General features: G+C 48.6%; 12 protein-coding genes. 2 read left to right on the top strand and 10 right to left on the bottom strand.

Features of this window, described 5'->3' with window-relative positions:
- The first annotated feature begins 198 nt into the window (after positions 1 to 198).
- Positions 199 to 1,581, top strand: a complete 1,383-nt coding sequence (locus tag B5F83_RS06870) for a tryptophanase (protein ID WP_087278733.1) — start codon at positions 199 to 201, stop codon at positions 1,579 to 1,581.
- A gap of 138 nt (positions 1,582 to 1,719) precedes the next feature.
- Here B5F83_RS06870 and B5F83_RS10565 read toward each other — a convergent pair whose 3' ends face one another.
- The 7 genes from B5F83_RS10565 to B5F83_RS06835 form a co-directional block, all read right to left on the bottom strand.
- Positions 1,720 to 1,911, bottom strand: a complete 192-nt coding sequence (locus tag B5F83_RS10565; RefSeq protein ID WP_143822487.1) for a hypothetical protein — start codon at positions 1,909 to 1,911, stop codon at positions 1,720 to 1,722.
- 410 nt (positions 1,912 to 2,321) lie between these two features.
- Positions 2,322 to 2,561: a hypothetical protein gene (locus B5F83_RS06860; RefSeq protein WP_087278739.1), complete on the bottom strand. Its 240-nt coding sequence runs from the start codon at positions 2,559 to 2,561 to the stop codon at positions 2,322 to 2,324.
- Between the two features lie 159 nt (positions 2,562 to 2,720).
- Positions 2,721 to 4,451 carry an ABC transporter ATP-binding protein gene (locus tag B5F83_RS06855; RefSeq protein WP_087278742.1) on the bottom strand — a complete coding sequence of 577 codons (1,731 nt, stop codon included), beginning with the start codon at positions 4,449 to 4,451 and terminating at the stop codon, positions 2,721 to 2,723.
- Positions 4,452 to 4,464: 13 nt separating this feature from the next.
- A complete protein-coding gene (locus B5F83_RS06850) occupies positions 4,465 to 5,085 on the bottom strand; it encodes a class I SAM-dependent methyltransferase (RefSeq protein ID WP_087278745.1) in 621 nt (206 codons plus the stop codon).
- A gap of 7 nt (positions 5,086 to 5,092) precedes the next feature.
- Positions 5,093 to 6,895 carry an ABC transporter ATP-binding protein gene (locus B5F83_RS06845; protein ID WP_087278748.1) on the bottom strand — a complete coding sequence of 601 codons (1,803 nt, stop codon included), beginning with the start codon at positions 6,893 to 6,895 and terminating at the stop codon, positions 5,093 to 5,095.
- 8 nt (positions 6,896 to 6,903) lie between these two features.
- Complete coding sequence (locus B5F83_RS06840) at positions 6,904 to 7,725, bottom strand: class I SAM-dependent methyltransferase (RefSeq protein ID WP_087278751.1); 822 nt, start codon at positions 7,723 to 7,725, stop codon at positions 6,904 to 6,906.
- A 153-nt stretch (positions 7,726 to 7,878) separates the two neighbouring features.
- The gene (locus B5F83_RS06835) at positions 7,879 to 8,490 is read right to left on the bottom strand and encodes a TetR/AcrR family transcriptional regulator (RefSeq protein ID WP_087278753.1); all 612 of its coding nucleotides are present in this window, start codon (positions 8,488 to 8,490) and stop codon (positions 7,879 to 7,881) included.
- A gap of 788 nt (positions 8,491 to 9,278) precedes the next feature.
- Here B5F83_RS06835 and B5F83_RS06830 point away from each other — a divergent pair.
- The gene (locus B5F83_RS06830) at positions 9,279 to 10,382 is read left to right on the top strand and encodes a hypothetical protein (RefSeq protein WP_087278755.1); all 1,104 of its coding nucleotides are present in this window, start codon (positions 9,279 to 9,281) and stop codon (positions 10,380 to 10,382) included.
- A 644-nt stretch (positions 10,383 to 11,026) separates the two neighbouring features.
- Here B5F83_RS06830 and B5F83_RS06825 read toward each other — a convergent pair.
- The 3 genes from B5F83_RS06825 to B5F83_RS06815 all read right to left on the bottom strand — a co-directional run bounded on the left by B5F83_RS06825 (position 11,027) and on the right by B5F83_RS06815 (position 15,918).
- Entirely contained in the window at positions 11,027 to 11,422 is a 396-nt protein-coding gene (locus tag B5F83_RS06825; RefSeq protein ID WP_087278758.1) for a YbaN family protein, read from the bottom strand.
- Positions 11,423 to 11,537: 115 nt separating this feature from the next.
- The gene (locus B5F83_RS06820; RefSeq protein WP_087278979.1) at positions 11,538 to 12,968 is read right to left on the bottom strand and encodes a hypothetical protein; all 1,431 of its coding nucleotides are present in this window, start codon (positions 12,966 to 12,968) and stop codon (positions 11,538 to 11,540) included.
- Between the two features lie 46 nt (positions 12,969 to 13,014).
- Entirely contained in the window at positions 13,015 to 15,918 is a 2,904-nt protein-coding gene (locus tag B5F83_RS06815; RefSeq protein ID WP_239383837.1) for a TonB-dependent receptor, read from the bottom strand.
- Positions 15,919 to 15,929 lie beyond the last annotated feature (11 nt).

Raw genomic sequence — 15,929 nt, 5'->3', positions numbered from 1 at the left:
AGCATTATTATGCCATGGCATGCACGGGTCCGGAAGCGGCTGCAAATATTTTTTTCGCGCATCATTTTTCCTACCGGAAATTTTCAAGATGAATTTTCAAGCGGTTTTTTATTACAATTATTCGGATTTTTCGTAATTTTACAGATAATTTTCAATTTTTGATGATAATTTCAATTATTTACATTTAAAAAATTTTATATGGAATTACCTTTTGCTGAATCTTACAAGATTAAAATGGTCGAGAACATCCGCAAATCGACCCGCGAAGAACGCGAAAAATGGATTGCCGAAGCGAAGTACAACCTGTTCGCGCTTAAAAGCCAGTATGTTTACATCGACCTTCTGACCGACTCCGGAACCGGGGCGATGAGCGACAAACAATGGGCAGCCATAATGGAAGGTGACGAAAGTTATGCCGGAGCAACTTCTTTCTACAAGCTGAAAGATACGATCAAGGACATCACAGGACTCGACTATGTGCTTCCTACGCATCAGGGACGCGCCGCTGAAAACGTTCTGTTCTCGGCAATTGTGAAAGAAGGCGACATCCTTCCAGGCAATTCGCACTTCGATACGACAAAGGGACACATCGAGTTCAGGAAGGCGCATGCAATCGACTGCACGATAGACGAGGCTTCCGACACAGAACTCGAGATACCTTTCAAGGGCAACATGGACCTGAAAAAACTCGAAGACGTCCTCAAAGCAAACCCTAAAGAGAAAATTCCGGCAATCGTGCTGACTATCACCAACAATACCGCCGGCGGACAGCCTGTTTCCATGGAAAACATCAAGGGAGTTTCCGCTTTGGCAAAGAAATACGGTGTAAAACTGCTCATCGACTCCGCACGTTTTGCAGAAAACGCATATTTCATCAAGACACGCGAGGCCGGTTATGCTGACAAAAGCATCATTGACATCTGCCGTGAGATCTACTCTCATGCAGACTACATGACTATGTCGGCAAAGAAAGACGGTATCGTGAATATAGGCGGTTTCCTTGGCTTCAAGGACGAAAAGGACATGCAAAAATGCCAGATGTACAGTATAATGTTCGAAGGCTACCTTACTTACGGCGGTATGGCAGGCAGGGACATGAACGCCCTTGCACAGGGACTCAGGGAAAGCATGGAGTTTGACTACCTTGAAACAAGGATCAAACAGGTCGCTTATCTTGCTTCAAAACTGGACGAGTACGGAGTGCCTTACCAGAGGCCTGCCGGCGGACACGCAATCTTCGTTGACGCGAAGAAAATCCTGACCAACGTGCCGAAAGAAGAATTCCAGGCACAGACACTTGCAATAGAGCTTTACCTTGAGGCCGGCATCAGGGGAGTCGAAATAGGCGCACTCCTTGCAGACCGCGACCCTGACACGAAAGAGAACCGTTATCCTCGTCTTGAGCTGCTCCGGCTCGCAATCCCACGCAGGGTTTACACAAACAACCACATGGATTACATCGCGGCTGCCTTGAAAAACGTTTACGACCGTCGCGAAAGCATCACCAGCGGTTACAGGATTACCAAGGAACTCCCTATCATGAGGCATTTCACGATTGAACTCGAAAAAGTGAAGAGGTAATATCTCGTTTATGAGGAGAAAATCCGTGGTTGCCGAAAGGCCTATGGAGAATATCCCATGACAATTTCCAAAGCCGGGTCCAAGGTCGGAAGACTTCAGGTCCGGCTTTTTTGAATTGCAATCATTATCCTACATATACTATGGAATAATGTATGGTATCTTAGGAGCAGTCACAGGACAAGTAATCCTTATGAACGGAAGTTCGCCATACAGAACGGCATTGTGTAATTCATCATCATGAATAACCAATATTTTCAAATCAGTCCTGTCTCCGTCAGGGTTGCTCCGCACCGTTATAGAATGGCTATTGTCGAACTTCGTAATGGTCATTTCGCTAAGGATTCCCTTACTTGCCGAACCTTTATAAATGAAAGATTCGTTTTGTATGTTAAAATTTCCATCAAGCCGTCCGCAATACAAATTGACACGTATGTCCAGTTTCCAATTACGATTATTGCCGAACGTTGAATTTTTAGTAAGATTCCTGCTATAGTGCCAATTACCATGCATCACACCGTTACGGTATTCACATTCAAATGATTCATACCCATTCAAATATATCCATCCTTCACCCCATCCGGACCACCATCTGTAGTCGTTATAATTATGTTTTGCTGAATATTTGCCATGTTTCACTTCCTCCCCGTCCTTCATATAATAACTGTATGTAATCTTTGCTCCGTAACTATTGGTGAAAGACTTTGTTTTTATCGGAGAATCCGGCTGGTGGAAGTCCGGAGTTATGCTTGCCGGGCATTACGCTCATCCTCTTTCCATTGGCGTTCCTGCTCAGCATTAAGCCTGGCATAATAAGCAGCCCTTTCCTTATCTATGGAGTCCTGCACAAACTCCCTCCTCGCCCGCGCCAAACTATCAGCATATTGCTCATGGAGATAATTCAAATGATAAACGGCATCGCCGTACAGTTTTTTCAACTTGTCTGTAAATTTGGCGTGCTCGCCGGCAATATATTCCGACATGGATATAGGCTCTATTGATTAAATGTTTATACTATTGTGATTGTTTCCTTTTCAGATTTTCTGACAATTATAATGCTGACTTCATACAGTAAGCCAATGCCACCGCACATTCAATACAGAAGTGATGGTAACGAAGTTTGCAATTTAACACATCTTTATCTACAGTTTCCACCCCGAAATACTTTCCTGTATATTCCACAAATGGGCATATAGCCCTTCTTTTCGGACAAGCTCATCGTGTGTGCCCTCTTCCTCTATCCGTCCGTTATCCAAAACGATTATCCGGTCGGCATCCTTGATTGTTTTGAGCCTGTGGGCAATGGCAATGACGGTACGTCCTTTAATCAACGAGTCGATGGCTCGTTGTACCTCCACTTCGTTTTCAGGGTCGAGCGAGGCGGTAGCTTCATCCAGCAGGATGACTTGTGCGTCTTTCAGCATGGCACGGGCAATGGATATGCGTTGTTTCTCGCCTCCGGACAATGTACAGCCTCCTTCGCCAACCATCGTGTCGTAGCCTTGCGGCAAGTGCATGATGAAGTCGTGGCAACAGGCTTTCTTGGCGGCGGCAATGATTTCCTCGTCCGTCGCATTCGTCTTGCCGAAACGGATGTTGTTGCGTATGGTGTCTTGAAACAGATAGACATCCTGGAACACCATAGAAATGTGGCTCATCAGACTTTCGGGAGCTATCTCGTCCATCGGTACACCACCAAAGAAGATGCGTCCCTGCTGCGGGTCGTAGAAACGGGCGCAAAGTTTCATCACGGTGCTTTTCCCACTACCCGAAGGGCCTACAAGAGCTGTCAAGGAGTTTTTGGGGAGCGTGACGGTTATGTCGTGCAGCACTTCCTTGTCCTGATAGGCAAACGATACGTGCTCAAACCGGATGTCGCCTGCCTCTGGGGATTGCCGTTCTCCTTTCATTTCCGGCTCGTTCATTAAGGAAAGGATACGTCCTCCTGCAATGGAAAAGTATCGGAACTCGGTGAAATTGGTCAGGGCGGAAGTCAATGGGTCGAACACACGGGAACCGACTACGAGAAACAGCACGAACACAAGGATAGAAAGTTGTCCTCCCAGCAAGAGGTAAGTGCCGCACAGTACCATCATCGTCAGCCCGGCACGTACCAGAGTAATGCTCAACAGAACAAACGGGCCTAACAAGGCTTCCTGACGGATGCAAGCACGGCGAAGTTCCGCAAAAGCATTGCGCAACCTAACAAAGCGGTCACCTATCAGATTGTACGCTTTCATTACACGAATACCCTGTAAGTATTCTTCCAACCGATTTCCAGCATTTATTTTTGCTTGAATTTGCCTGCCGCTCAGACTTTGCTGCGCCTTTGTGCTTGCCCATAAGACGAGCAAGGCAAGCGGCAAGGCGGCAAACATACTGACCGCCATCCTCCAGTCTATCCATATCAATGAAGCAAAAGCCAGCACTGGCATTACCACTGCGCCCATCAATTGGGGCAGATGGTGAGAGATTCCCGTTTCTGCCATCATGAAATCCGTAATAAGCATGGAGGACAAGTCGCCGGGGTCACGCCTTGAAAGGAAGCCCAACGATAGTTTCCGCAGATGTTCCGCCAGCGACAAGCGTCCCGAAGCACTCATTTCGTATGCTCCACGGAAATTGGCACGGTAAGATGCCCTTTCCGCCAAAGCCATGACCAGCATATAAATGGCCATAACGGCGAATATCCACCACAAGCGGGTCGTATCGAGTGGCTGTCCGCTTCCGTCAAACGCATTGAAAATGATGCGTATCGCCTCTATGGAAAGGCAAAACGGCACGATATTCACCAAGTTGGCAAGCATGGTATAACCCACAGGCTTGTAAAGCCGTTCGGTATGTCCTATTGTAATGTTTTTGATTGCGTTCATATTCTAAATTCTTTCATTTATGTGCTATAATATGTATTTCTTCTTTTTTACGGATTGTTCTGATAGATGAGAATCCGGCTTCATACAACCATTCTTCCAATTCTGCCGGAGTATAAACCACCATTCCGTCTATCCGTTCCGTCCACATTTTTCCAAGTTCGGGGTCGCTCGCTTCCAAACTGATAAGAAAACAGCCTCCTTTTCGGAGCACACGCGCCACCTCAGACAACGCCTTGTTCACAGGCGACCAAAAATAGACCGTTTCAAAAGCTGTGACAGCATCAAACGCTTCCTCTTTATAGGGCAAGGAACAAACATTCCCTTGTTGTATGAAACATCTTTTATTCAAGTCTTTTTCGTTGTACTTTTGGGCGAATGAAACACTTTCTTCTGACAGGTCTATGCCGTAGATATTTCCTTTCGGACATAAATTCAATAAACGTTTCAAATTCGCACCGCCACCGCAGCCTATATCAAGCACATTCCATTCAGGCTGCCATTCCACTTGCTTCATGCCACGATTGGCTAAAGATGCATGAAAACGATTCATCCCTCGCAAAATCATCCGTCCCCAGAATCCTTGCGGACAGCTTGTGTTTTGCAAGACCTTGTTTAAGAAGTTCTTTTTTCTCATATTGCTTTTAGTTTTTGTTCAACGTCCAATGGTATGCGCTCGTATAGGCATCCCACATATTTTTATATACGCCCTCGGTCACGGACAGTTGTTCATGCCTTCCGCACTGTACGATGCGCCCTTCTTTCATTACGACAATCTGATGAGCGGAAATGACGGACGAAAGGCGATGAGCAATCACGATGACCGTCTTGTCCTTTATCAGTGACTGTAAAGCCATCTGCATTTTATGCTCGTTTTCAGGGTCGGCGAAAGCTGTCGCTTCGTCCAGTACCAGTATCGGCGCATTCTTCAATATGGCACGGGCCACACATATCCGTTGGGCTTCGCCGCCGGACAAGAATACGCCTTTGTCGCCTATCCGTGTTTCGTAGCCTTGCGGCAGACACTCTATGAAGTCATGGCATTGGGCGGCTTTTGCGGCAGCTATCACTTTTTCTTTCGTGGCATCCGAAGAGCCGACGGCAATGTTCTCATACAGCGTGTCGTAGAAAAGGAAGGTGTCTTGAAATACGAATGAAACCATGTCCATCAGCTTTGCGGTAGCTATCCGGCGTATATCCACACCACCTATGCAGATTTCCCCTTGCTCCACATCCCAGAACCGGGGTATCAGGTTGGCAACCGTTGATTTTCCGCTTCCAGACGGACCGACAAGGGCGGTTATCTTTCCCTGCGGAGCTATGAAACTGACATCACGCAGGGCTTCCGTCCGTGTTCCCTGTTCCGTGTTTTCGTAGGAAAATGACACGTGACGGAACTCAACATCGTAAGCGGCAGGCACTTGCGGATGTTCCGGTTCCGGCACAGGCTTCTTTTCCAATATGCGGTCAATACGGCTCACCCCTTCGTTGATGTCTCGTGTATTGCCTCCTAAAAAGGTCAGTTTGTAAACGGGTGAAGCCATGCCCGGCCCCATGATGATGAAGAACAACCACACCACAGCCAATGAAAGCGATCGCGGACTGGCTTGCAACAGCAGGATGCCCATCGGTAGGATGAACGTCACCATCGAATTGAGCAGGACGGTAAACGCTATCATCCCGTTCTGATAGGTGTCGCAACATTTCAAGGCGAATGTCTTGTATGCCTGAATTTCGGCGTTGAACTGGCGGAACGAGCGGACACTCTGCCCGAAAATCTTGACGACAGGCATTCCACGCACATATTGCACGGCGGATGCGCTCATCTTTTCCTGTGCATCATAATAGATGGACATGAACTCCCTTGCCCGTTTCCCCATGAAGTTGGAGAATTGCAGGAAAAGGCTAATCACCACGACCGCCAGGCAGACCACTGTCAGCCACACATCCAAAGAGAAAAAGATGACCAGCATTACCGCCACTGTTGCCACTACATTGACCAAGTCCGGAATAGTGTGGGCGATGAAGCCCTCTATCTTTTCGATGTTCTGGTCCATCGTTTTCTTGATGGCTCCCGTGGAAGTGTTGTTCAAATATCCCAAAGGTAACTTGCCGATATGCTCGGACAGGCGGACACGCAACCCATACAGAATGCGGAAAGCAGCCACATGCGAGGACATCAGGGCGGCATATAGCAATACCAATCCGCCAACAAGCCCCCCGAAGGCTATCCATCCCCAACGCATCATGCCCACTCCGTCCGAAGCGGCAGGGTTTACGCCATGAGATAACAGCTCTTTTAAGATTTCATAAACAGCCCAATAAGGCACAAGCATACATACTGCGCTGCCAGCCGACAGCAGACCTGCCAATATAAGCAGCCACTTTTTCTGCCCGGCTATCTCGAACAGGCGGGACAAACCTTCTTTCTTTTTTGATTTCTTCATATATGATGTTATTTTGCAATGATTCTATATCCAAGCAACGAACTAAACTTGTAGCACAGCCGTGTCATCCGCCCCAGTATCTGTCCGAAAAAGAATCCCCAGCGCGGGCGGAAGAATTTCATGTAGTTGGCTTGCTCGATGAGTTGCAAGGCCGGTTCCCATTGTTCCACCACGTGTCCGTCGCTCAGTCCGGAACGGATTTGCGCCTCGTGCTTGCGCAGCGAATCGGGCTTCACGCCGTGCCGGCTCATCATCGTGCCGCACACGTCGAACCACAGTTCCCCGCCTCCGAAGCGGCTCGCCACGTGGTGCAGGAAGCTCTTAACCTGTTTCTCGTAGAAATACATCAGCACACCCTCCACAATGAAGATAAATTCCCCGTCGGGATGCCTGCGGCGCAGGTCGTCCATCCAGTCAGTTTCCAGCAAAGATGCCGCGATATAAGGATTGCCAGGCTGTTCGGGTATCAGTTCCCGGCGAAGGGCGATGACTTCCGGCAAGTCCATGTCATAGAAGATGGCTTTCTTGCCTCCGATGCGCTGGAAACGGGTGTCCAGCCCGCAACCTACATTGACCACGACGGGATTGGGGTGTGTCTCGATGAACCGCCGCACGGCACGGTCGAAATACCAGCCGCGCACCACGCATCCCACTTCGCTCAGTTTTGCCCCGTCAAATTGGGAGTAATCGTATTCCAGACTGTCCGCCAACCGCTCCGCAGCCTTGTCATACAGGATGGGATTATCCCGGCGGCTTTCTTTGGCTCTCATGTATAGCGGAATAAGCAGTGTTTCCGCTACGATGCTCTTAAACTTGTGTTTCTGTTTCATATTTTGAGTATTTAATAGTGAACGTGAGAAAGGCGCGCAATAGCGAACGATATTCAGATTTGTTCATAAAAAAAGGAGGAAACCTCCGTGAAGATTTCCTCCTTGCCAGCCGTCCTGACGTGGCTGATTGTCTGTATGTGCATTGCCTGTATCTCATATCTTGATAATTGCCCTCCAACCTTGAATTTCAAACAGTATGTAATCGTGCAAGATAGCCTCCATTTCCTGCCGGGGCACGGAATGCATCAGCAGTTCCTCGAACATCGTGAACATCCATACCGTATGCAGGTGGATGATAAAATCGGACACTGCCGTATTGATTTCGGGATGCTTCTGCTGCATGGACGCGAACCACGCCTTGACCAATTCTGTAGAACGGTCGGTATAATTCTCGCGGAAGCGTTCCAACGAAGAACCTTGCGCACGGAACAACAGGATTCCCATCAGTGCGCGGTGCTTGTCAATCAATGAAACATATTCGTCTATGCAGGATTTCAGGTATGTTTCCGACCTCATCATCATAATATCCTCGCCCCGTATGCCGTGGTGTTCCTGCAGCATAGCTTCCAAAGCGCACAAGACAGGACGGACTACCTCACGGAACAATTCATCTTTGTTCGTGAAATAGTTGTAGATGTTCCCGACACCGACACCTGCCAACTCCGCTATTTCGCGCATGGAAGTCTTGGAATAGCCTTTCCTCTCGAATTGTTGTCTGGCAACCGTCAATATGCGACCTCGTATGTCCTCTTTCAGCACTTGCATTTATAGTGAACAATGTCTGTTTTTAATTTTTCTGCAAAGGTACAAGGCTTGAAATTGTCGGGCAATACCTATTTTTAGGGATTTAATAATACTCGGATAACAAGATATCTATATAAGCTATGTAGTGGTGCAAATTATTAATGTGATTTCGTTTTAGACGGGAACTTTGCGGTATCAAATTACAATGAGTATTGAATGTATAATTTGATAATCAGAAAGATATAGAATGTTATCCAGTTCAAGTGTGGAGTCATCCGGTTCATCTGACGTGAGGCTCTGGAATGCCCAATAACAAATAAACACAACTCCACACCCGTACGAATATGGAGCTGCACAATAGTGCTACACCTTTATCGATACAAGGTGACGAGTGCTTGCTTATCCCTGTTATTGTCGAAATTTGCCAGATTTCACGTCAAGGACAAAAGCCGAAACACTTTCATCAAATAATATGTAACTATTCCGTGGAATAGTATCGCAAATATAGGAAAAACATTATAATTATATGCATAATTATTCTCATATAATTACTCCTTTTACAACCGCATTGCGAAGTCATCTTTGACCGTAACCCCGCCGCGTTCCCGGTAACGTTTCAGGTAAGGGCCGAACAGGGCTGCGTTTTATCCTGCATTCCGGGATAACAACGCTGTCTTTTTTCACCAAATTATTATTTTCAGACCTTTTGAAAAATTTTTAAACTGCTCCTGACATTCCTTTTATGCAGAAATATCCTTATTTTTGCCGCCTGTTTAAAAAAGACATACGAAAATTCAAAGAAAACAGTCATGAATATCAAGGCCACTGTCCTAACCATAATCCTGACCGCAGCCGCATACATCAGTTCTTCAGCGGCGGCAGACACACTCATTGCCGGCTCAAATGAACCGAAAAGCGGCAAACTTCTCCGCTTCCTTTCGGAAAAAGTAAGTGTCAGCGGCTACGCCCAGGCAGGATATCAATACGACACCTACGACATGGCGCATGAAGGGGCATTCAACAAATTCAATCTCACCAGGGCCATGATAATCGCAGACATCGAGCCGATCAGTCATATTGACCTCTATTTCATGGCCGACCTGGTCAAATTCAGGCTTCATGAACTGTACGTCAGATACTGCCCGGCAGAGGCATTCTATATCCGGATAGGACAGTATAAGACACCGTTTACCATCGAGAGCAATATGTCTCCCTCCGTCCTTGAAATAATAAATGGAGCCCAGGCCGTCCAATACCTTGCGGGCATCGACGGCTCTGACATCTGCTTCGGAGGAGGAGCCGGCAGGGACCTGGGGCTGGAAGTCGGAGGCGCATTTTTCAAAATAGGCCAGGACCGCCGTAATCTCTTTGAATACCGCATCGGCGTGTTCAGCGGAGAGCCATACAATACTGCCGAGACCAACAACAGAAAAGACGTTGTCGCAAGCCTGGCTTTAAGGCCGGCGAGTATTCTCAAGCTGCACGGTTCCGCCTACATCGGAGAGGGTACTGCAAAGGCCGACAATCCCTACGGAGCTTTTATGGCCGGAGACACCTACCGCAGGAACAGATGGAGCGCGGGATTGGAAATAAAAACGGGGCCGGCGTATCTCCGGAGCGAATACATGGAGGGTACTGATGCATCGGTAAAAAGCCGAGGAGCATACGCAACACTGACCGGTTCTCCCGCAAAGTTTCTGGACATAATAGCCTCAGTGGATTACTTAGACCGGAATATCGCCCTCAACGACTGGCAGTGCAACTACATCATCGGCCTACAATGGAACATTTACCGCAAATGCAGGCTCCAGGCGCAGTACGTCTACCAGCAGCGCTCCCGGGGCAGCAAAGGTGTCTACAGCGGCATCCCCTCCTCGCATTTGTTCATCACCCAGCTTCAGGTCGGCTTCTGAAACACATGGATTGGCACGAATCCGGGACACTTTCCGGAACTGACAAGGTAATTTTGCGGAAATTCGCGACAAACTGGTTCACTTTCCCGGCTGATAAGTGAATGTAGTGGAAGACCGGGTGCAGGCTATTTTGTAACAAACTGAATATCAATACGATAAAAATTTATGTGCACATTTCGGTCGTTTAAAACTTTTGAAATGTGCGCCCGTTTTACTAATCAATTGGCTATCAATAGATTCGAAAATTGCCATGCACCGACTGTTCCAAAATTACATGGAAAACTTTCCCCAGAAGTGCGGATGAGGAATAGCGATAGGGACAATATTCCCGGAGGGTGGCATGTGTGGCCATTGTATTGAATGTAGCCCGGGAAAGTGCCGCAGATTCGTGGAAATTTGGTTCACTTTCCCCGGAAAAAACGGCGAAAATGGCGATAAAGCCAATATTTCGAGGGGAAAGTGCCTCAAATTCCCGGCAGATTGGTTCACTTTCCCCCATCAGGCCGAACCCCCATTAGGGCGAACCGTCACGGATAAACGGGATAATAACGTGATAATGGAAAACCGGGAAACAGGGAAAACAAGAAACAGGAAAACCGGAAACCGGACAGATGGACTGGACGTATTTGCAACGGCTAACGATTTTACAGATGGCGCCCATTGCAAGAGGCTCCCGGGACGAAGAATATGACACAGACTGCGCCGGCGATGCCTGCGGAAACGACAATGAGGCGGAGCACAGGCGATTCAAGGAAGAAGATGCAGGAAACCGCGACTACGGAAAGCATCAGAATGACAATCATCGCTTTTCCTTTGACTGTAACTCCGCCGCGTTCCCGGTAACGTTTCAGGTATGGGCCGAACAGGCGGGAAGACTCAAGCCGGGCACAGAGCGAAGGCGAACTTCGGACGAAAAGCCATGAAGCGAGCAACAGAAAAGGCGTTGTCGGCAAACCCGGCAGGACGATTCCCGCCAAGGCAAGAAGAATGCAGATTGTTCCGCACACGATATACAATGCTTTACGTACGCCTTCACCCATAAAATATCATTAACATCAGCTTCTTAGGGAAAGTGCCGCAGATTCGTGGAAATTTGGTTCACTTTCCGGGATAAATCACTTTCCCGGTAAATCACGGCAAAACCATAAGAACCGCCTACCCAAAGAACGGAGCCACGCATTCCGAGGATTTGTTCTCAACGATTATCCTGTTCATGTTGTATGTGATTGTGACCTCCTTGGCAGCTTCGTCCATCGTAAAGTCGTCCATACCCTGGTTCAAGGGGATGAATGGGGGAATCACGGCATCAGTATAACCTGCCGCGGACGGGTTATTGGCGGCCTCAACCTCGCATACGGGCAGACGGATGCCCAAATCCGCGGCACGCCTTCCTTCCGCAAAGAATATCTCCTGCCGCATCAGATAAAGCAGTTCAAGTGTCCCGTCTATGCCGGAAGCATTGTCAATCATCTCATCCGTCACCGAAGTGCCTGAAATATACGGTATGGATATAAGAGCCGGTTTGCGGCGGTCGAGCACCAGACCTTCACGGAACGGTTCGCCAGCAGAGGCGGCCACCTTGTACTCCGGACTGTCCGGATAATGTTTGAAACCTCCGTTGAAGCGTCCCTCCAGCTGGTCATTGATACCATCCTGTACCGGGCGGGACTTCACTAAGGCAAGCAGTTGCCGCATATAATCCTTCGCCCCGGCCTCGTCCATGGCAGCCAGGCTCGCCTCGGCCAGAATAAGATAATTTTCCTCCGCCTTGGCGATATTGATGGGACGCTGCTCGGTTGCGGAGAGCTGGAAATATTTCGGGTCGAGAAAATCAAGTCGCGGAAGAGGCTGGAACCATGTACCCCACACGGCTTCCTGGATAGGATTGTTTACGGCGTTGTCCCCATCAAACTCCACCTGCCGGACAAAATCGGAAGAAAGTCCCAAGGCCACGACGGCCTCGGCAGAAGCGTTCTCCCTATCGCCCAAACGGTAATACACCCGGGCCTTCAGCGTGTGTACGAAGGCCTTTTCTTCGTCCGTGCCGGCATATTCCAATGTCCTGTCCAGCACCTCCAAAGCCGTATGGAGATACTCCTGCCAGGTCCTTATCTCCCCTCCCTCCGTATCGGGAAGTCCGCGGAAATGTTCGCCTCCCAAAATAAAGGAAAACGCCTTGATATAATACAGATTGAACAAATCTTCCTGCGTAGTGGCCGGATCAGCATCGGCGACAGGGCCGAGGCCGTAATCGGCAGTTTCGCGCAACATTCCGACATACCTCTGCAAATCAGCCACATCCGTATCCGTATAGAGGATACGTGGTATATCGAATACCTGGCTGCTCCGGGAATAATTGTTGAAATAATTGTCGGAAAGTATTTCCATCAGCATACAATAGTTGCCCACTGCCACGGCGAAAGAACGGTTGGCCCCGTTTACCCATGCCTGCATCGCATTGTCCGACTCCAGAAACGTATCATCGCTGACATTAGGATTTACAATGCTGCCAGGAAGCAACAGGTCGCATGAACTAAGCGACAGACAGGCGAAAACCGACAAGATTATGTATTTCAAATTCTTCATTTTCATTTTTAAAGTCCGGAAAACGATTCTTCCAAAAGCAATTTTCCTATAATTGTTTAAACAAGATTTTCACACTAAATATGTACTGGCGCGGCGTGGAATAGGTCGAATAGTTGATTCCTCCCGTAGTCACGGCCCCTTGCGACAGACCTCCGGACAAAGTGGCCTCGGGATCCACCGATGAAGCCGTGAATGCAAACGGATTGTAGACATTGAACCCTACAATGACTTTCTCCAGCAATTTACGCGGACTGAATGCATAGCTGATACCGATATTGCGTATTTTCAGAAAATCGGCCTTTTCGACAAAAAAGTTTGTAAAATCGAGCCAGGCCTGGGACTGGGATATCCCCTCAAGGGCCTGCTCCGGAATACTGTCGTCTTTCAGACCTTTTGAAAAGCGGAACTGACGGTCGAAAGAGTGGACATACGAACCGGCCTGATAATCCCCGCTCATGAAGAATGACAGGTTCTTGTAATTCACATTAAGCGAGAAGTTCCCGTAGAACACAGGCAAGGTAGAGCCCAAATCCTGTAGTTGCAGCACTTCCTTCAGGGTCCCGTCAGGATTAAGGACAGCCTTGGAACCCCGTATGAACCCTACAGGCTTCCCTTCCTCCACGACAGTCTGCACGGTACGCGAAGAGAAACCTCCGATGGCAAACGGGACTGTTCCGCCGGCATCGAGCACCTTGTTGTGATTGGTGTTGAAAGATGCGTTCAGCCTCACATACCAGTCACGGGTATCCACAAGCTGGAAAGAAGTGGTGATTTCCACTCCCTTGTTCTCGATTTCCCCGACATTTTTCAGATAGCTGGCTTCCTGACCAGACGAAGGGAGAGACGGCACGCTGAACAATGCGCCCTTGGTAAGCGCATAATAGTATGTGAATCCGATGTTCAGGAAATTGTCGAAAAGCACGGTGTTAAAACCGGCCTCGTAAGAATGTTTCTTCTCCGGTCCGAGGTCGGGATTCCCGTACTGACCGAACGAAGCCGCCTGCTGCCCGAGGAATGAATTGACGTCTATGGTTTTCTGATAAGCGAATGCCGGAGGATAATTTCCGGCGACACCGTAATTCGCGAAAATTTTCAATGACGTCAAGACACGGCTTTCGATAACCGGCCGCATGAATTTTTCATCCGACAACAGGTAAGACAGTCCCACCTTCGGGTACAGCTGCCAGCCTACATTGTCGCCGAAAGCTGTGTTATAGTCGGCACGCAAGCCCAAATCTATGTAATACTTGTCTTTGAATCCTATGTTTTCCTGCACGAACACACCGTAATTGTAAAGAAAGCTCAACCATTCGTCAGATGTCTGGACACCCGCGCCGGTAATAATCTGGGCCCCGTCCCTCACATTGGAACCGTTGTAGACGGACTGATGGTCGTAAGTACTGAAAAATTGGAATCCCGCCGTCGTGAAAGAGCTCAGCAGGTCCTCGTAGCGGTATCTGTACTGGGCGTTCAGGTCTACGGTGACACCCATGTATTTACGGTCAAAATTATTGATGCTTCCGGCATCCGACGTGCCTGCCGGTTTCTGTTGTGTATGAATCAGAAATTCATTGGTAGTAATGACCTTGTTGTTGTTCAGGCGATAGTCCAGGCCGACCGTCCCTTTGAGTGTCAGATTACTCAACGGGGTCAATTTTATCGAATGGGAGGTCTGGAAACGGCGTACCGATTCTTTGTTATACTGCAACGCCTCGGCCTTATCGACAAATGCCTTCATCTGGCTGTATTCGTATTCGTCCGCAGCATCGATGTCGGGATTGTAACTCACGACATCCCCGTCAGGGGTCGTATAAGTAAAATTGGCAGCCGCCGAACCTTCGGTAAACCACAGGCCCGTATATCCGCCCTCATTGCCGTTACGGCTACGCCCGAAATCTTCGAGTGTCATGCCGAAAGAATTCTGGTATTCTATCCACTTGTTTATTTTGAGGCGCGACCCAAAACGCAAATCGTATTTTCTGTCTTCATTGGCATTGTGTATCAACGTACCGGTGTCGTCACTCATGCTGAAACCAAGGCTGAAACCGTATTTTTCGTTTCCAGCGTCCATCGCCAGCCTGTATTTCTGATAAAAGCCGTTCTGATGCAGCAAATCCTTTGTGCGTTTGAAATGATAGAACTGCGAGGAAGCCACCTCTGCACCCAACTGCGCCTCGAAAGAGATGTTCATGCCTCCATAGCCGCCCTTTTTCGTAAAAATCTGAATCACACCGTTTGCAGCATCGGAACCGTACAGCGTAGTAGCCGCACCCCCGGTCACATATTCGATATGGTCGATGTTCTCCATGGGGATGTCGCCGATAGAACCGCTCATGGCAGTATTACCGTCCAACGGATTGTTCAATGCCGCACCGGTATTCATATTGTCAACACGTACACCGTCCACATAGATTACGGGGGTGGATGACGAATAGGCCGATGACAGGCCACGGGACTTAACCAGGGAAGTTGTCCCCGGCTGCCCGTTGGACATGGTTATCTGCACATTGGGAAGTGCGTTCTGCAACATCTGATCGACACGTCCCTGAGGCAGATTTTCCAGTTCCGCTTCGTCCACGGTAGCGACATTCGAAGACAGTCGCCGTCTGGAGATTTCCGCTCCCTGGCCGGTGATAACGGCTTCATCCAGCCTGAAGTTGTCCCTGTCCATCTCAATGACCAGCGGCCATGTTACCGAAGCAAGGTCCACCTCACACGATTCGTAACCCAGATATATGACTTTCAATACTTCCTGCAAATCATCGACAGGAAGCGAGAAGTCTCCGTCCGCATCCGTAATAGTGCCCACCATCGGGTTGTCCCTCAGGATAATGGTAACCCCGACAAGAGGCTCCTGTGTCTTGCTGTCCACGACTTTTCCTCCGACCTGTCCATCAGGCGCGGAGAAAGAAAAGCCGGTCAGCATGAATAATAAAAACAAAAATTTCATATATCGGATAT

This window comes from Muribaculum sp. An289, assembly GCF_002159555.1.
GTDB classification, from domain to species: domain Bacteria; phylum Bacteroidota; class Bacteroidia; order Bacteroidales; family UBA932; genus Merdivivens; species Merdivivens faecigallinarum.
Note: the sequence above shows the minus strand (reverse complement) of the source record. Positions and strands in the feature narration are given on the sequence as shown.

Bases quoted from the DNA above. Each gene is read 5' to 3' on its own strand.
- B5F83_RS06840 (WP_087278751.1), bottom strand. From the start codon at position 7,725: ATGAAACAGAAACACAAGTTTAAGAGCATCGTAGCGGAAACACTGCTT.
- B5F83_RS06855 (WP_087278742.1), bottom strand. From the start codon at position 4,451: ATGAACGCAATCAAAAACATTACAATAGGACATACCGAACGGCTTTAC.
- B5F83_RS06850 (WP_087278745.1), bottom strand. From the start codon at position 5,085: ATGAGAAAAAAGAACTTCTTAAACAAGGTCTTGCAAAACACAAGCTGT.
- B5F83_RS06830 (WP_087278755.1), top strand. From the start codon at position 9,279: ATGAATATCAAGGCCACTGTCCTAACCATAATCCTGACCGCAGCCGCA.
- B5F83_RS06825 (WP_087278758.1), bottom strand. From the start codon at position 11,422: ATGGGTGAAGGCGTACGTAAAGCATTGTATATCGTGTGCGGAACAATC.
- B5F83_RS06860 (WP_087278739.1), bottom strand. From the start codon at position 2,561: ATGTCGGAATATATTGCCGGCGAGCACGCCAAATTTACAGACAAGTTG.
- B5F83_RS06815 (WP_239383837.1), bottom strand. From the start codon at position 15,918: ATGAAATTTTTGTTTTTATTATTCATGCTGACCGGCTTTTCTTTCTCC.
- B5F83_RS06835 (WP_087278753.1), bottom strand. From the start codon at position 8,490: ATGCAAGTGCTGAAAGAGGACATACGAGGTCGCATATTGACGGTTGCC.
- B5F83_RS06870 (WP_087278733.1), top strand. From the start codon at position 199: ATGGAATTACCTTTTGCTGAATCTTACAAGATTAAAATGGTCGAGAAC.
- B5F83_RS10565 (WP_143822487.1), bottom strand. From the start codon at position 1,911: ATGACCATTACGAAGTTCGACAATAGCCATTCTATAACGGTGCGGAGC.
- B5F83_RS06820 (WP_087278979.1), bottom strand. From the start codon at position 12,968: ATGAAGAATTTGAAATACATAATCTTGTCGGTTTTCGCCTGTCTGTCG.
- B5F83_RS06845 (WP_087278748.1), bottom strand. From the start codon at position 6,895: ATGAAGAAATCAAAAAAGAAAGAAGGTTTGTCCCGCCTGTTCGAGATA.